Here is a 16,668-nt window from a genome sequence, read left to right on the forward strand (position 1 = left end):
GAAAGCGCATAATTTCTTAGTTCCGTCTTATTGCTTTTTTATATATTATTGCAGCGTAATTAAGTTGAATGGCCAGGAAAAAAGCAGGATTTTATCAGAATGACCCCATAAGTGGCTCAGCTTTTCAGCTCATCATTGAATTAGATGAACAGGAAATGAGATGCATGTCTAAAGCTTTGGATAATGGCACCATCGTTGCTTTTGAATACTTTAGTCTGGATAAGGATCAAACAGAAGACTGGAACGACATTTTCTATGAGATTAAAACCATTTCAAAACTATTCAACAAAACGTACAAACAAGTTACTTGTTTTTTCTGCACTCCAGAATCCATTCTGGTTCCAGAAAAATTTTTAACGGCAACTTCTGCTGAAGATTACCTGAATCTGGTATATGGCGAAAGCAGTAGAATGGAAGTAAAATATGAAAAATTAATAGCCACCCGCAGTTTTATTAATACTTACCGGATTAAAAAATCGCTTGCAGAGCTATTGACCAGACAGTTCATCATATTTCAGACTTCCCATGTGTATACTTCTTTGCTAAACGATGTGATGGAACGCAGAAAAGGGGAGGAGCAATTTGTAAAGCTGCAGTTTTACAATGGTCACTTCATCATTGCCATTTTTAAAGAAGGTAAAATTCAACTGATTCAGACTTTCAATTATAAAATTGCAGAAGACGCTTTATACTATATTCTGAGAACTGCCCAGCAGTTCAATATTGATACTTCTTTTGCGATTCTTGAATTAAGTGGTATGATTGATTTACATACCGAATTGTATCAGCAATTGAAAAAAGTGTATTCGAATATTGAAATTGATACCATTCCGGCAAGTGGTGTGATGCAAGAAGTTCAGAAAGAATACCCTGCTCATTATTTTGCTCCGTTTTTTAAACTCGCTATATGAGAATCATTTCTGGAAAATGGGGTGGGAGAAGAATCAATCCTCCGGCCAACATGCCACATACCAGACCCACCACTGATATTGCCAAAGAAGGACTCTTTAATATTTTACAGAACAGGATGAGTTTTGAGGGAATTGAAACCCTTGATTTATTTGGAGGTACTGGCTGCATAAGTTACGAACTGGCTTCCCGTGGTGCAGAAAAACTAACCATTGTAGAGAAGGATCCGGTAATGCATGCATTCATTGGAAAGAATGCCGCAATGCTGGGGATGGAAAACCTTCAATTGTTGAAAATGGATGTTTTTGCCTTTCTGCAATCCTGTAATAAACAGTTTGATTTTATTTTTGCAGGTCCTCCCTATGCCTTGGGAACCATTGATGAATTGCCTAAATTGATTGTAAAACAAAAGCTAATCAAGCCCGGAGGTTTCTTTGTATTGGAGCATACTCCAAGAAATGCTTACGAAAAATTTGATGGATTTTCTTTCGTGCGCAATTATGGAACAACGCTTTTTTCTTTTTTTGTTGCGGTTGATTAACCCAACTTTATTGAATTCCAAACAGCCTTTGATGCTAATTAATCCACTGATCCAACCACACGTGGGGCATTTCCTTTTTTTGGATTAAGTATAAATTGAAGACTGGTTTGTATGAAGTTTTTGTATTGGGCCCGATGGTTGTTAAAATAATCTGCCCGATAAATCCATCCCATTTGCATGCTCCAGTTCTTATTGAATTGATATCCTGCACCTAAGTAAAACCGATTCTGCTCATAAAAAACATTTTCATTATTAAAGTGAAATTCATTGGAGGCTGACATGAATAATGTATTGTCTCCAAATTGCTTTTTATTAATGGGTATAATAGCGTTAATCCTGTACCTGAATCGATTCCTGTAACCTGCAGTTGTATAGCGTTGTTCTGCTCTTAGTCGGTGCTCAAGTCGGATTCCATTCAATTTTTGGTTATAAATCAATTGCTGCCAAACTCTTTGTTCCGATACTAAAATTGGTCTCCCAAATTCTACATTAACCGGATAGGTAACATACCTGCCTGTACCAATTAAGCCCGAAAGATTGGGAAGAAAATTATATCCGATCCCCCCTTTTACTTCATGATAATTAAAGTGGTAATAGGTTTGTTGGGAACGCAACTGTAATTCAGTAAATACATGCCAGCGCTCATTGATATTAAATCTGCCTGTGAGTACATTCCAGGTTCCTGTACCAGGAGTTTGGGATTGTACCTTGATTCCGTAGTATAAAAAAGCCCCGATCAGAATCAGGGCTTTTTTCAATTTTATAGGTAATGAAACCATCTCTTATTGATATCCCATTTTTCAAATTCTTTGGCAACTTCAGTAAGGAAGCTTGCTCCGATGCTACCATCTACAATTCGGTGATCGTAGCTAAGAGAGAGGTACATCATATGCCTGATGGCAATAGTATCTCCTTCAGGTCCTTCCATAACCATGGGGCGTTTTTTGATGGCACCCACTGCTAAAATAGCAACTTGAGGTTGGTTGATGATTGGTGTACCCATCAGGCTACCAAAAGTTCCTACATTGGTTAAAGTGAAAGTTCCTCCCGTTGTGTCTTCTGGCTTAAGCTTCGCATTTCTGGCAGCATCTGCCAAACCGTTAACGGCCTTGCTCAACCCTACAATATTCATTTGATCTGCCCCTTTAATAACAGGAACAATTAAGTTTCCTGTAGGTAAGGCAGTAGCCATACCAATATTGATGTCTTTCTTTACAATGATTTTATCTCCGTCCAAAGAACAGTTGATATAAGGGAAGCGCTTGATAACATTGGCTATACACTCAACAAACATTGGTGTGAATGTAAGTTTGGTGCCCTCTCTTTGTTCAAACTCATTCTTCACTTTGTTTCTCCACATTACCATATTGGTAACATCGGCTTCAGCAAAGCTGGTAACATGCGGGCTGGTATGTTTACTATCAACCATATGCTTGGCAATCAACTTGCGCATACGGTCCATTTCAATAATTTCAGTAGCTCCTGATACCTGAACCCCTGATGGGTCACTTACTTTATTAGAAGCAGTTGCATATACAGCCTGAGGCGCAGGAGGAACGGGTGCACTGTAAACTGCCGCTTGTTGTTCAGGGAATCTGGAAGCTGGTTTAATAGGTTCTTGTGCAACGGTTTGAGCAACCACTGGCTGTGGAGCTGGTGGTGCTGCTACAACGGGTTGAGGTGCATGTGTAGGCTGAGGTGCCGGAACAACAGGAACAATTGGCTCCTGGTATGCCGGTGTTTCTGGTACACTAGGGGCAACAGGTGCCGGTGCCGGGATTGGAGCTGCTGCAGGTGCAGGCGTTGCCACTGGTGCAACCGGAACGGGTGCAGTTGCAGGAGCAGCCATTTGTTGAACAGGAGCTGGTGCGGTTGCAGACTGGTAAACTGGTGCAGCTGCCTGGAATGCAGGTACACGTCCGGCTTTTTTATCTGCGATATATTGTAAAATATCTTTTTTAGAAACACGTCCATCGCTTCCGGTCCCAGGAATTCGCTCTAATTCACTCAAGCTGATTCCTTCGCTATTGGCAATATTCAATACCAGGGGTGAATAGAAACGGTTGGATGCAGGTTTGCTTAATAATTCTACCATTGGGGCAGAAGGAGTATAAGGTACTTCTGCAACCGGAGGAGGTGCCTGAACAGGAGAAGGTGGTGCAACAGGTTGTGGAACAGGGGCCGCAACTGGCTGTGGTGCAGGGGCTGGAGCCACTACAACAGGCGCTGGTTCAGGAACTACTGGGGCAACCACTGGTGCTGCAGGTGCAGCTGCTTGTGCAGCGCCAGTTTCAACGCGCACAATCACGGTTCCTATTGGAACTACGTCATTTACGTTGTATAAAATTTCCGTGATAACACCTTCAACTGTAGAGGGAACTTCGCTATCAACCTTATCAGTAGCAATGTCCAATACGGTTTCATCTAATTTAACATGGTCGCCAACTTTCTTATGCCATTTAAGAATTGTCGCTTCCATAATGCTTTCGCCCAATTTGGGCATCACCAATTCAGCTATTGCCATATTGTACTACTGTTTTTAAGCGGGTTAATAAGGTATAGTTAATATACACAATCCACTACTAATCAACAAAGATAATAGTTGATTCCCATTCTTTTATCACCTGTTATCCACAATCATTTGTCGTAATAGATTCAGGGCATTGATGGCAGTAAGGCCAATATTTCTTTCCCTGTCAAATCTAAAGTGAAATTCTTTTACAACGGTGCTTGCTTTAGAGGCAACGGCAATCCAAACCATACCCACCGGCTTTTCTGCTGTAGCACCGCCAGGGCCCATAATACCGCTTACGGCTATTGCATAATCGGAGTTCATTTTTACCCTTACTTCCTGAACCATTTGTGTAACGGTTTCCTTGCTTACAGCGCCCACGGTTATTAGGGTTTCATGCGGCACATCCAGCAATTCTTCCTTGATAATATTAGCGTAAGCAACTATGGAACCTTTAAAGAATACGGATGACCCTGCGTGTTTACTTAGTAGATGCGCAATATATCCCCCTGTACAGCTTTCTGCAGTTGCCAGGGTTTGATTTCGGGAAGTTAACAATCGACCTATTACCTGCTCCATGGTTTCGTCCTGATCAGTAACCAGATAAAGACTTGCCTTGGTTTTCAATTGATTAAAATAATTATCTAAATCTTTTTCTAAAGCAATTTTATCGCTTCCCCAGGCACTTAACCTAAGTCTGACCATCCCATAATTGGGCAAGTAGGCCAGCTTTATATATTCGGGCAGGCTTTCTTCTATGTCTTTTATTTTCTCTGCAAGGAAGGATTCTCCAATGCCAGCAGTAAGTAGTGTTTTATGTACAATATATCCTGTGTTATACCATTCCGGTATATTGGGCAGTACATGATTCAGCATGATCCATTTCATTTCATGGGGCACGCCTGGCATGGCAATAATTCTTGTGTTATTTTTTTCAAATAACATTCCGGGAGCTGTTCCTTTTTCATTTTTTAATACAGTGCAAACATCCGGAACCATGGCCTGTAAAGTGTTTCGCTCTATCATTGGACGCTTCAGGATATGCTCGAATATATTTGTTACATGATCCAGGGTTTCCTGATGCATCGTCATTTTGCCTCCAAAATAATCACAAAGCAGGGGCTTTGTAATATCGTCGGCCGTTGGACCCAAGCCTCCTGTAATTAATACCAGATCGTTTTCTTCAATCATGCTGTCCAGTGCTTTCCAGATGGCTTCGCGGTTATCTCCAACAGCCATTCTGCTATTGACCAAAATTCCAGCCTGATTTAATTGCTGGGCCATCCAGCTACTATTGGTATCAATTACCTGTCCAATCAGCAATTCATCGCCGATGGTTATTATGCCTGCAAATTTTTTTTCCATGCTAATCGGTCTTATTGGGGGAAATAGGGGGCAAGTGTCTCTTTTAAATCAGCAGGCATACCTGTACGCTTGTTGGTAGCATTGTCTATGAAATAGAGGGTGACTTTTCCTGTGGTTAATAATTTCTTGTTCTCGTTGTAAACTTCGTGTTCAAAACAGATTTCGTGTGCTTCCGGAAGGGTTCTTAATAGGGTCTTAATGGTGATTAAGTCGTCGTAACGGGCGGGCCTTAGAAATCTGGATTCCATGGCAACAACCGGCATTCTAACACCCATTTCTTCCATTTTTTTGTAGGTAAAACCCAGTGCTCTTATACATTCTGCTCTGCCGACTTCAAAATACTGTGCATAATTACCGTAATAAACAATATTCATCTGATCTGTTTCTGCATACCTAACCCTTACGGTAGTAATATGTTCGTACATCCTTCTGTTTTGTTGACAAACTTACAACCTTATCCTGTTTTTCCACAAATACAAGGTTTAATCAGGCATAATAATTGCTAAACTTATCTTTAACAATGTTTTACAGGTAAATACGAATAAATAAAAAAACCTTTGCACCATATACCCCCTTTCATGAAAACATTTTCCATTTCACTGATTATAGGTTTCACTGCCCTTTTTTCAATTGCCAATGCACAGGAAACATTGTTGCTCAATGATCCTGATGCAGCAGTAAAGCAGGCCCGACTATTGTATCAACAGGAAAAATATAGTTTAGCTTTTCCTTATATAAATCATGTATTCCACACAGGCTTGACTGAAACGAATATGCCGCAGCAACAGAAGGAAGAAGTACAGTTTTTGTATATCTCCTGTGGACTGCAAATGGGTTTGTCCGAAATGGTGAAGCAGGCAGAAGACTATTTGAAGACCAGTAATCATCCAACTTACAAGCAATTGACGGCTTATTATTTGGGAGAATATTATTATCAGAAAAAAGACTATGTTAACGCTTCTGCCAGTTTTGCTAAGGTAGGAATTGCCAACCTTAGCAACAGGCAAATTGCCAATATGAAATTTCATCAGGCCTATGCATTTTTTGTGCAGCAGGATTTTGAAAAAGCCAGACCCTTGTTCAATGCCATCAGACAACTTCCCAAGGACCCCAACTATATTGATGCTAATTATTATTATGGTTTCCTGGCTTTCAGTAATAAAGAATACAGTCAGGCCATCGAGTGTTTGTTAATTGCTGAATCGCATCCCGATTACCAGCATGTTATTCCTTTTTATTTAACCGAGTTGTATTATTTCAGTGGCGACAGAGATAAAGCACTTTCCTATGGGGAAAGTGCCATCAAAAAGAATGGTCAGTATTACGATTTACAGTTAAAGCAATTGGTTGGACATCTGCTTTTTCAGAAACGTGAATTTTCAAGGGCATTACCTTACCTGGAAGCCTATGCGGCCGGAGCTGAAAAAATCAGAAGAGAGGATTTATATGAATTGTCTTATTGTTATTATGAAGCTAAAAACTGGAATAAAGCCATTCAGGGGTTTAAGCAGATTGGAGGAGCCAAGGATTCCCTGGAGCAAAACAGCATGTATTTACTGGCTGATGCATATTTAAAAATGAATGACCTGCAGAATGCCAGAAATGCTTTTCAGTTCTGTGCTGCCAATAACAGTAACTTATCTCAAAAGGAAGTATCTCTGTTTCATTATGCAAAAATTTCCTACGAACTGGGCTATTTTGATATAGCTGTTAGCAGTTTTCAGCAATTCATCAGTCAGTTTCCCAATTCAGGATATGTGAGTGAATCCAGGGAATTATTGGTGAGTACGCTGGCCAATACAAGCAATTATAAAGACGCATTGCAACTTTACGAGTCGTTACCTAATAAAACAGCTTCGGCTACTGCATTATTACCCCGTTTGTTATATGGAAGGGCGGTAGAACTAATGAATGATCAACGTGCCAATGAAGCCGAAGGATTACTAGACCGATTAATGTCGGCTTCTGGTAACAGCAATTTTCTTCCTTATGCATTATTCTGGAAAGGGGAGTTGAGTTATCGTTCCGGTAAGATGGATGACGCCATCAATTATTTACAGCAGTATCTTAAAGCCCCACAGAAAAATGGTGAAGTAAATTCAACCAATGCCAGATACAATTTGGGGTATGCTTTCTTAAAAAAAGAACAATACAAACTGGCAAAAGAACAATTTGAATGGGTAAATAAGAATCCTTTTACTGCTCAGAATCATATAGACAGAGATGCGGTAGTAAGGGCTGCAGATTGTTTCTTTATGTTAAAAGAAAATAAGCCAGCGCTTCAATTATACGATCAGATTATTCAATTGAATTGGTCTGCTGCGGATTATGCCACTTATCAAAAAGCCATTATTGCAGGTGCTGCTAATAATCAGACTTTAAAGCTGGAACTATTACAGAATCTCTTGCAATTGTACCCAAATTCCAGTTTAACAGGTCAGGCAAGACTGGAAATTGCCAATACCTATATTGCGGATGAAGCTTTTGAAAAAGCAATTGATCCACTGATTACATTAGTTAGTCAGCAAGGAGCGGCAGCTTTGTATCCGCAGGCATATCAAAAATTGGGTATTGCCTATTTTAACCTGAATAAGAATGAAGCTTCTTTAGATCAGTTTAAACTACTGATTTCAAAATATCCGAATAGTCCAGAAGCGGAAGCTTCTGTAGAATACATTCGTAATATTTTTGTGGAACAACAAAAGCCGCAGGAATACATCAGCTTTATGGAAGCTAATGGAAAGGAATTAAGCGCCATAGAAGCAGATTCAGTTACTTATAAATCTGCGATGATTCGTTTTGAAATGAAGGACAATGCAGGAGCAGAATCTGGTTTTAAAAATTATATTCAAAGTTTTCCCAAAGGCAGGTATGCTGTGGAAGCCAATTATTTTTTAGCTGAAATTAATTTATTACAGAAAAAGAACAGGGAAGCATTGGGGTATTATATAGCGGTTGCACAGGAAGCCCCTAATAAATATGCAGAAAGAAGTGCATTACAGGCAGGAAGAATTTACTATTTCGATTTGCAGGATTTTAATAATGCTGCCATTTATTATTCCATAGTAAAAAACATTGCATTACAGCAGGAGAACAAACTGGAAGCGATGCGCGGCCTGTTGCGTTGTCAGTTTAAAACACAACAGTTTGCTCAGGCTGCACCTAACGCTGCTGAACTTTTATTGCAAAAAGGAATTGCCAATGATGACCGTTTGATGGCGGGTTTTGTAATTGCGAAAAACGACTTTAACGATAAGAAATATCCTTCTGCATTAGCCAGGTTCCAGAATCTACTTTCTTTGGGTAAATCTGAAATTACTGCAGAGTCTCAATTCAGGATTGCCGAGATTCAGTTCTTAACGGGCAAGCTGGATGAATCGGAGAAGACTTGTTTTGAAGTAATAAAAAAATATGGCTCCTATACCTATTGGGTTACCAGAAGTTATTTGCTGGCTGGTGATATCTATTTTACCCAAAAAGATTTTTTTAACGCGGAAGCAACATTTAAGAGCATTGCTGAGAATTCTATCATACCTGAACTGAAAACGGAAGCAGCAAACAAGTTAAACGCTGTTCTTACTGAAAAATCAAAAAACAATTAAGTAGCACAGAATAAATTATTTGTCATGAAACCAAGTTCCATTTTTCTAATTGTCTTGCTGCTAATTGGGTTTACAACCGATGCAACTGCGCAGCGAAAGAAAAAAACTGTGAAAGCTAAAAAAACGGCAACCACTAAAAAATCAGCTGCAACTCGCAAGAAAAAGAAATCAGTAGCTTCCGGAAAAAATACTGCTAAACAAAAAACTACACAAACGCAGAATACAAAAGGTGAAAGTCTTTCTGTTTCTTATACAGTTCCGAGTAGCCAAGATAGCAGTTCAACCAAAACCGTAATTATTACCTCTGCATTTAAGCCTTCCTTGCAAAATGCAGCAAAAATAAATTTTACGGCTGCCACAGGCATTAATGATTCTACAAGGTTGCCTTTAACCTATAAAGTGCCCTCATCCAATTTGTTTTTCCTGTACCAACCCATTCCTTTAAAGCCATTGGCTTTGCCCAGCGATTCACCAATGGTTTGGAAAAATTCTCATCAGGTAAAACTGGGTGCGGGTAATTTAAACACATTCATGGGAGAAGGTAAATTCAATTTTGGAGATATTCGCAATTCTGTTACTCAAATTGAAGCAGGCTATATTCGTTCTCAGGGCAAATTATACGCACAGCAATACAGCAAGTTCAATTTAGATGTATTGAACCATTTTACCTCGAAACAGAATCTGGAATGGACTTCCAGAGCAAGTTTCAATAGCAATACAAGATACAGATATGGTTTTTTACCTAGTTCGCTAACTTATCCAAAAGATCAGTTACAGCTGGTTTATAATACACTACTACTTGAAGTAGGGTTAAAAAACAGTGCTCCAACTGCCTCAAAAATTAATTTTAATCCGGTAGTACAGTTCAATCGCTTTACCAATGCGGACAATGCAGGAGAAAACAATCTGATACTGAATGCACCCGTTCAAAAAGAGTTGACCAGTCAATTTGCCCTGCAATTAGCTTTTCAGGCCGACCTTGCGAATTACAAAACCAATGTGAATGCATGGAAAAACAATCTAATGGTTTTGGCCCCATCCCTTAAGTATCGTTCCAATGCATTTAATCTGGAAGCAGGAATCAGACCCAGCTGGGATAATTCGGCTTTTAATTTGTTACCCAATCTAATCCTACAAACTAAACTCTCCGGTACTTCTCTGCAACTGGAAGCTGGTTTCCAGGGGAGTTTTAGCAAGAATAGTTTCCGGTCATTGGCAAAATTCAATCCCTGGATTGCGCTACCCAATGCCATTAAAAATACCCGGATGATTGAGCAATTCATCGGATTTAAAGGAAATTCAGGGAATCATTTTTCTTACAATGCCCGATTGGCCTACCGCCAGTTAAGGGATCAGCCTTTATTTGTTAATCAGCTGGGAGATGGTAAATCCTTTGATATAATTTATTCCAATATGAATGTATTTCAACTGGCAGGTGAATTGAATTATGCAGTTCAGGAAAAACTAACTTTCACTACGGGAGCACAATACAATCATTTCAGTAAAATCAGTGCAACTACAGATGCTTTTGGGTTGATTCCGCTGGAGCTAACAGGTGCAGTTATCTGGAAGCCCCTGAGCGATTTGCAGATTAAATCGGAAATATTTTATAGAAATGGATCCCTTTACAGAGACAATTTTTCATTGGCATCCAAACGCCTCTCGCCGGCAGCAGATTTGAATTTGGGTATTGAATTCGGGGTATTGCCAAAGTTGAATGCGTGGATTCAAATGAACAATATTTTCAATAATGTTTATCAGCGCTGGAATCAATATTCCGTTTTTGGTTTCAATGTTTTGGGAGGAGTTGTATATTCGTTTCAATAAACAGCTGTTGAATGTATCAATATTTGCATAAATACCTTGTTCTGAATCATCGTTTAAGCATACCAGATATAGGTAATTTTGTAATTGAGCAGAATTCTGCAAAACTAGACAATGCCAATGGTTTCTTATTTGCACCCGCACCGGCAATCCGTTTTAAACAGGAGCCAACGCCCCCATCAGATAAATTCTTATTCGACTTTATTTCAGAGGAAATGGGGGTAGATCAGATGACTGCCATCAAGCAATTTCACGACTATGTTTATAAAATTAAAACCTCTTTAACTACCCCGCAAGGTGCCGTTATTCCAGGTATAGGAATGATGCGAAAAGAAGAAAACGGATACATTCTTTTTACCCCTGAAAAGAATCTGCTGGACATTTTACCTCAGGTAAAAGTGAATGAGTCTATAGAGATAGCCAAAAAAGAAGTGGTTAAAATTAACCATGATGCAGATAGAAATTTAACTGAACAGGAAGAAGAAGATATCAGAGAATTGCTGGGTCAGGATACACAGATACAATCCAGCGATAACTGGTGGGTTTATGCAGTCATACTATTAATGATAGGTTTGGGTGCTTTGTTGTTTTATTATGTTTAATGCTACTAAGAGCTATGTTTAAACCTGTTCATTCCTTTCATTGCCCTGCCTGTAGTTCCGGCAATATCCATTTTGCCTTATCTGCGAAAGACCATACGGTTAGTCAAATGGACTTTGATATCTGGCATTGCAATGATTGTTCCTTTCGATTTACCCAGGATATTCCTGCCATACATGAGATTGGTGCTTTTTATCAGTCTGCCAATTATATCTCTCATTCAAATACTAAGAAAGGTCTCATCAATCAATTGTACCATCTGGTAAGAAATTATACACTGGGTTTAAAAGCCAGACAAATAAAACGATTCACCGGTTTACAAAAGGGCAAACTATTGGATATTGGGGCAGGGGTTGGTGCTTTTGCAGCCACTATGAAAAAAGCAGGCTGGGATGTAACGGCACTGGAGCCGGATGAGAGTGCCAGAAAAACGGCTGCTGAAACATTTGGTTTGACATTGTCTCTTCCAGACGAACTCTATCAGTTTACTGAGAATAGTTTTGATGTAATAACCTTGTGGCATGTGTTGGAGCATGTGCATGATTTGCAGGGTTATTGGAAAGCTTTTTATTCCTGTTTGCCTAAAGGAGGGAAGTTGGTGATTGCAGTTCCCAACTATACATCTGCTGATGCCCGCCATTATCAGCAAGACTGGGCTGCCTATGATGTACCGCGACACTTGTATCATTTTTCACCTGCTTCTATGCAGCATCTGGCAAATCAAAATGGTTTCAGCATGGTGAAAATGCAGCCGATGTGGTTTGATGCTTTTTATGTAGCCATGTTAAGTGAACAGTACAAAACCGGTAAGATCAATTATTTATCTGCCTTTATACAGGGACTTAAATCGGATTGGGCTGCCCTTGGTAATGCTGCTAAATGCAGTTCCGTTATTTATGTAATGGAAAAAAATTAATTCAGCTTTATCTCATACATCGCAGGCCATCTCTTCCCAGTAACAAAAAAAGTTTTCGTGGAAGGCCTATAAGCAATTCCATTCAATACATCCGTATTGGTTGATACCGGTTGATTGGTTTGTTGTAATATTCCAGCCAGATTCATTCTGCCAACTACCTGACCTGTTGCAGGATCAATTTTAAGAATATAGTCGGTAAGGTATTTATTGGCATATAAAAACCCATCCACCCATTCCAGTTCATTGATGCTGTCTACATAGCCGTTGTTATCAGTAATACCAAGTGTTTTGACAATTTTAAAATTCGTAGGGTCAACCCAGTAAATATTACTACCACCGGTAGAAACAATCAAAGCTGTGTCATTGTGCGTAAGCCCCCAGCCTTCATAAGGCCAGTCAAAAGTTTTTTCTACTTGTAAGGTTTTAGCATTGTATTGATACACTTTGTGTTCCTGCCAGGTTAACTGATAAATTTTGTCTTTAAAAAATGTAATGCCTTCCCCAAATTCATTGTCGGGCAACTTTACTTTCTTAACGGCTTTGCCCGTTGTATAATCGGTTAGCAATAATTTACTTTCCATTTCCATTCCCGTGCCTTCCCAAAGCTGATCCTTATACCATTCCAGGCCTTGTGTAAATGAGGAAGTATCGTGTGGATATAACTTAATGATCTGGTAAGATATATTCGCAGGTTCCTGAACAATATTTATATTTTCTCCGCCCTGTGTTTCAGATTCTGCTCCGCTTTGGCAGGAGATAGCCCCTAATACTAACCATATCAGTAAAAATCCAACTCTCATCTATAATTTTTATTAAAGTTAAACATTCGCCGTAACCATTATTGCTAATTTTTCAGCAATAACAGGTGTAAGCGCAACCCCCATTCCATTGCAGGCAACAACTGCAAATGTGTTGGGTGCTACCTGTTCAATCAGTGGCTCTTTGGTTGGCGTGAATCCCATAATGCCACTCCAATATTGATCAATCTCTATAGGTTCATTCGTCACAGTATGTTCCCGAAGGAATTGCAGCAAATGGGCTCTGATAGTTTCTGTCCCCGACAAGTCAGTGGTTTCTTCCCCCTCAAAATACAGATTACGGGCACCTCCAATTAAAATTCGGTTACCCAGATTACGCCAGTAATAGAAACCTTCATCATAATGAAAAGTACCCTTCATGGGTAAGTGTTCAAATGCCTTGGTAACAATAATTTGACCTCTGGCGGGAACAATATTCAGCGAAGGCATCAATTGCTGTGTGAAACCATTTACACAGCTGATTAACTGATGAGCTTTCAGGGTTAATCCATTTTGCGTCCGAACTTCTACGTCATTATTATTGCTTTGCCATTCTTTTACTTCCAGTCCATACAGAATTGTCACACCATTTTCTATCACCAGCTTTGATAAAGCATTCACCAATTTGCCACTGTGAATGCCTGCTTCCAAAACATTCCCCACCAAATGATCAAAGTTTTTCAGTCCAATTTGCTGCATCTGCGCGGTCTGGTTGGTAAAAGTTTGATCCAATTGGGTGATGGGTGAGAGCAGTTGATTTAAGTAGTGAATATGATCATCCAGATTCGCAGCCGTTGCATGTGAACCGGGAATGGCTTCATATCCTCCACATGGATCGTATTGAATAGTTGCTTCAGAAAAGTAGGACTTGATTTTCTGTATGCCTTTGTACCTGGCTTCCAGAATTTCCAACATGGCTTGCGTGCCCATCCGGGCTTCATCGCTTAACAACTCGGTAAGACTGCCAAAGCAGGCGAATCCGGCATTACGGGTGGATGCCCCTAATGGAGTCGGGTTTCTTTCCAGAATAGTAACAGAGAGGGAGGGACTATGTCTTTTTAATTCCAATGCTGACCAAAGACCCATTAGTCCTGCACCAATGATGATGACATCGGTGTGGGCATAATAACTGTCTTTTTCCCAGAATGAAAGCATATTAAACGTTGAAACGGAAGTGCATGATATCGCCGTCCTTCACAATATACTCTTTCCCTTCAATTCTTAAACGGCCATTGTCTCTGCAGGCAGATTCGCTTCCGTATTTAACAAAATCTTCATAGGCAATTACTTCCGCCTTGATGAATCCTTTTTCAAAATCGGTATGGATTACACTTGCAGCCTGTGGTGCTTTCCAGCCTTTGTGTATAGTCCAGGCACGAACTTCCTGCACACCCGCTGTAAAGTATGTGTCGAGGTTCAATAGTTTATAGGCAGACTGAATCAAACGGTTCAAAGCAGGCTCTTTCATCTGGTATTCTTCCATGAACATTTGCTTGTCGTCTGGATTTTCCAGTTCAGCAATCTGAGCTTCAATATTGTTGCACATGATAATTACCTGAGCGCCTTCCGGCTCCACAGCTTTTTTTAATTGCTCAGAATATTGGTTACCTGTATGCATGGAAGCTTCGTCTACATTGGCTACATATAACACTGGCTTATCGGTTAAAAGGAATAAATCGGCAACCGCTGATTTCTCTTCCTTGCTCAATCCCAATGTATGGATGCTTTTCCCGGCCATCAAATGATTCTGACAACGCTGTAATATTTCAAATTCAGCCTTGGCTTTGGCATCAGAACCCACACGTGCCATTTTTTCAACGCGCTGCATTTTCTTTTCTACACTTTCCAAATCCTTCAACTGTAATTCGGTCTCAATGATTTCTTTGTCGCCAACAGGGTTAATGGCACCTTCTTCACGAAGTACGTTTTCATCTTCAAAACAACGGATCACATGAATAATGGCATCCACTTCACGGATATTGCCCAGGAACTTATTGCCCAGACCTTCACCCTTGCTGGCACCTTTTACCAAACCTGCAATGTCCACAATTTCCATCTGGGTGGGTACTACTCTGTTAGGGATTACCAGTTCAGCCAGTTTGGACAGGCGTTCATCGGGTACGTCCACCAAACCTACATTGGGTTCAATGGTACAAAAGCGATAGTTGCTTGCCTGTGCTTTTGCACTAATACTTACTGCATTAAAAAGGGTTGATTTACCCACGTTTGGAAGACCTACGATACCTGCTTGTAAAGCCATTATACAAATTTTGAGGCGCAAAGGTAAGGAAAGGATTTCATAGGGGTGGTCTTACAATAGCAAGTTTTACTATCTTAGACCCATGGCACTGAATTATGTTTGGATACTTTTTTTTGTAATCGGTCTTGTGATTGCACTGATTAAGCTGATAGTATTTCAGGATTACGATATTTTCAAAAAATTGGTAGAAGGCATATTCGATGCCAGTAAATCCAGTGTTATGGATATTGCCCTGCCATTAACTGGTGTGATGGTATTTTTTATGGGGTTGATGAATATTGGTGAAAAAGCAGGTGCTATTAATTTTCTTGCCAGAATACTGAATCCATTTATGAAGCGTTTGTTCCCTGGTGTGCCCGATAAGCATCCGGCCATGGGACAGATGGTGATGAATTTCAGTGCCAATATGCTGGGTCTGGACAATGCGGCAACCCCCTTTGGTTTAAAAGCCATGGAGAGTCTGCAAACTTTGAATCCGGAAAAAGAAACAGCCAGTAACGCTCAAATTATGTTTCTGGTTTTGCACACAAGTGGATTAACACTGATACCTCTTTCCATCATTGCATACAGGGCAGGAGCGGGGAGTACCAACCCCACCAGTGTATTTGTTCCGCTTATGCTGGCTACAGCTGTGGCAACGGTGGCCAGCATACTTATAACCGGGATTTATCAGCGATTGAAATTTGACCGGGTATTGATTGCCTGGCTGGGAACCATTATCACGGCCATCTTTTTATTTGCCTGGTTTATTCAGCAATTGCCTTCTCAGAAAGATATACCTGTTCCAACTTTACTGACAAAAGAAACGTTTAGCAATGTATTAGGCAATACCATTTTATTCCTGATCATCTGCACATTCATCATAGGTGGACTCCTGAAAAAAGTAAATGTGTTTGATGCCTTTATTGAAGGAGCCAAACAAGGTTGGGATGTAATTTTAAAAGTTATCCCATATCTGGTTGGGATGTTGGTGGGTATTCGGGTTTTCAGAGAGAGCGGTGCCCTGGAAGCCATTATCAGCGGCATCACCTGGTGCTTTACAGCGGTGGGTACCAGCGGTGATTTTGTTCCCGCCTTACCCGTAGCCATTATGCGTCCATTCAGTGGAGGGGGAGCCAGGGGATTGATGCTCGATATTTTTAAAACCCATGGCCCCGATAGTTTTATTGGACAACTGGCCAGTACTTTTCAGGGAAGTGCAGACACAACTTTCTACATTATAGCCTTATACTTCGGTAGTGTTGGTATCAAGAAAGTGCGCTACGCCATCTGGGCCGGTATGCTGGCCGATTTAATTGGTGTGATTGCAGCCATCGGTATCGCCTATATATTTTTCAAATAG

The 16,668-nt window shown here is 40.2% G+C and carries 14 protein-coding genes; 7 read left to right on the plus strand and 7 right to left on the minus strand.

The genetic code is table 11. The features are described from left to right. Positions 1-68: 68 nt before the first annotated feature. On the plus strand, positions 69-911 hold the full coding sequence (locus F777_RS0109190; RefSeq protein WP_026751785.1) for a DUF3822 family protein: 843 nt from the start codon (positions 69-71) through the stop codon (positions 909-911). Continuing rightward, positions 908-1,450 (plus strand): RsmD family RNA methyltransferase, encoded by a 543-nt coding sequence (locus F777_RS0109195; RefSeq protein WP_026751786.1) that lies wholly within the window; start codon positions 908-910, stop codon positions 1,448-1,450. Before F777_RS0109190 ends, F777_RS0109195 begins: the two co-directional genes overlap by 4 nt. A gap of 38 nt (positions 1,451-1,488) precedes the next feature. Here F777_RS0109195 and F777_RS16300 read toward each other — a convergent pair whose 3' ends face one another. The 4 genes from F777_RS16300 to F777_RS0109215 all read right to left on the minus strand — a co-directional run bounded on the left by F777_RS16300 (position 1,489) and on the right by F777_RS0109215 (position 5,752). After that, positions 1,489-2,229, minus strand: a complete 741-nt coding sequence (locus F777_RS16300; protein ID WP_051408534.1) for a DUF2490 domain-containing protein — start codon at positions 2,227-2,229, stop codon at positions 1,489-1,491. Beyond that, entirely contained in the window at positions 2,211-3,974 is a 1,764-nt protein-coding gene (locus F777_RS0109205; protein ID WP_026751787.1) for a 2-oxo acid dehydrogenase subunit E2, read from the minus strand. The genes F777_RS16300 and F777_RS0109205 overlap by 19 nt, the downstream gene beginning before the upstream one ends. Before the next feature lie 96 nt (positions 3,975-4,070). After that, positions 4,071-5,327 carry a competence/damage-inducible protein A gene (locus tag F777_RS0109210; RefSeq protein WP_026751788.1) on the minus strand — a complete coding sequence of 419 codons (1,257 nt, stop codon included), beginning with the start codon at positions 5,325-5,327 and terminating at the stop codon, positions 4,071-4,073. An 11-nt stretch (positions 5,328-5,338) separates the two neighbouring features. Then, a complete protein-coding gene (locus tag F777_RS0109215; RefSeq protein WP_026751789.1) occupies positions 5,339-5,752 on the minus strand; it encodes an acyl-CoA thioesterase in 414 nt (137 codons plus the stop codon). A gap of 153 nt (positions 5,753-5,905) precedes the next feature. On the opposite strand from F777_RS0109215, the gene F777_RS0109220 reads away from it, so the two are divergent. From F777_RS0109220 to F777_RS0109235, 4 genes are read left to right on the plus strand one after another with little or no spacing between them, the layout of a single operon-like run. After that, a complete protein-coding gene (locus tag F777_RS0109220; RefSeq protein ID WP_026751790.1) occupies positions 5,906-8,929 on the plus strand; it encodes a tetratricopeptide repeat protein in 3,024 nt (1,007 codons plus the stop codon). A gap of 24 nt (positions 8,930-8,953) precedes the next feature. Beyond that, positions 8,954-10,756, plus strand: a complete 1,803-nt coding sequence (locus F777_RS0109225; RefSeq protein ID WP_026751791.1) for a hypothetical protein — start codon at positions 8,954-8,956, stop codon at positions 10,754-10,756. Positions 10,757-10,767: 11 nt separating this feature from the next. Beyond that, on the plus strand, positions 10,768-11,355 hold the full coding sequence (locus F777_RS0109230; protein WP_026751792.1) for a hypothetical protein: 588 nt from the start codon (positions 10,768-10,770) through the stop codon (positions 11,353-11,355). Beyond that, on the plus strand, positions 11,355-12,269 hold the full coding sequence (locus tag F777_RS0109235; RefSeq protein WP_235785919.1) for a class I SAM-dependent methyltransferase: 915 nt from the start codon (positions 11,355-11,357) through the stop codon (positions 12,267-12,269). The genes F777_RS0109230 and F777_RS0109235 overlap by 1 nt, the downstream gene beginning before the upstream one ends. Here F777_RS0109235 and F777_RS16305 read toward each other — a convergent pair. Genes F777_RS16305 through ychF form a run of 3 tightly spaced genes read right to left on the minus strand, consistent with a single transcriptional unit; the run spans position 12,266 to position 15,326 of the window. Then, on the minus strand, positions 12,266-13,069 hold the full coding sequence (locus F777_RS16305; protein ID WP_037369310.1) for a glutaminyl-peptide cyclotransferase: 804 nt from the start codon (positions 13,067-13,069) through the stop codon (positions 12,266-12,268). The two genes, F777_RS0109235 and F777_RS16305, sit on opposite strands and share 4 nt — an antisense overlap. 18 nt (positions 13,070-13,087) lie before the next feature. Continuing rightward, positions 13,088-14,221, minus strand: a complete 1,134-nt coding sequence (locus tag F777_RS0109245; protein ID WP_037369312.1) for an NAD(P)/FAD-dependent oxidoreductase — start codon at positions 14,219-14,221, stop codon at positions 13,088-13,090. Position 14,222: 1 nt separating this feature from the next. Then, positions 14,223-15,326, minus strand: coding sequence for a redox-regulated ATPase YchF (ychF, locus tag F777_RS0109250; protein ID WP_026751795.1), 1,104 nt, complete (start codon positions 15,324-15,326; stop codon positions 14,223-14,225). A gap of 82 nt (positions 15,327-15,408) precedes the next feature. Here ychF and F777_RS0109255 point away from each other — a divergent pair, with 82 nt between their 5' ends. Then, positions 15,409-16,668, plus strand: a complete 1,260-nt coding sequence (locus F777_RS0109255; RefSeq protein WP_026751796.1) for a nucleoside recognition domain-containing protein — start codon at positions 15,409-15,411, stop codon at positions 16,666-16,668.

The organism is Sediminibacterium sp. C3 (assembly GCF_000508085.1).
Taxonomy (GTDB): domain Bacteria; phylum Bacteroidota; class Bacteroidia; order Chitinophagales; family Chitinophagaceae; genus Sediminibacterium.

What these genes read in the sequence shown, in the direction of transcription:
- F777_RS0109230 (WP_026751792.1), top strand. Translation starts at nt 10,768, where the DNA reads ATGTATCAATATTTGCATAAATACCTTGTTCTGAATCATCGTTTAAGC.
- F777_RS0109225 (WP_026751791.1), top strand. Translation starts at nt 8,954, where the DNA reads ATGAAACCAAGTTCCATTTTTCTAATTGTCTTGCTGCTAATTGGGTTT.
- F777_RS0109190 (WP_026751785.1), top strand. Translation starts at nt 69, where the DNA reads ATGGCCAGGAAAAAAGCAGGATTTTATCAGAATGACCCCATAAGTGGC.
- F777_RS0109215 (WP_026751789.1), bottom strand. Translation starts at nt 5,752, where the DNA reads ATGTACGAACATATTACTACCGTAAGGGTTAGGTATGCAGAAACAGAT.
- ychF (WP_026751795.1), bottom strand. Translation starts at nt 15,326, where the DNA reads ATGGCTTTACAAGCAGGTATCGTAGGTCTTCCAAACGTGGGTAAATCA.
- F777_RS0109195 (WP_026751786.1), top strand. Translation starts at nt 908, where the DNA reads ATGAGAATCATTTCTGGAAAATGGGGTGGGAGAAGAATCAATCCTCCG.
- F777_RS0109220 (WP_026751790.1), top strand. Translation starts at nt 5,906, where the DNA reads ATGAAAACATTTTCCATTTCACTGATTATAGGTTTCACTGCCCTTTTT.
- F777_RS0109235 (WP_235785919.1), top strand. Translation starts at nt 11,355, where the DNA reads ATGCTACTAAGAGCTATGTTTAAACCTGTTCATTCCTTTCATTGCCCT.
- F777_RS16300 (WP_051408534.1), bottom strand. Translation starts at nt 2,229, where the DNA reads ATGGTTTCATTACCTATAAAATTGAAAAAAGCCCTGATTCTGATCGGG.
- F777_RS0109205 (WP_026751787.1), bottom strand. Translation starts at nt 3,974, where the DNA reads ATGGCAATAGCTGAATTGGTGATGCCCAAATTGGGCGAAAGCATTATG.
- F777_RS16305 (WP_037369310.1), bottom strand. Translation starts at nt 13,069, where the DNA reads ATGAGAGTTGGATTTTTACTGATATGGTTAGTATTAGGGGCTATCTCC.
- F777_RS0109245 (WP_037369312.1), bottom strand. Translation starts at nt 14,221, where the DNA reads ATGCTTTCATTCTGGGAAAAAGACAGTTATTATGCCCACACCGATGTC.
- F777_RS0109210 (WP_026751788.1), bottom strand. Translation starts at nt 5,327, where the DNA reads ATGGAAAAAAAATTTGCAGGCATAATAACCATCGGCGATGAATTGCTG.
- F777_RS0109255 (WP_026751796.1), top strand. Translation starts at nt 15,409, where the DNA reads ATGGCACTGAATTATGTTTGGATACTTTTTTTTGTAATCGGTCTTGTG.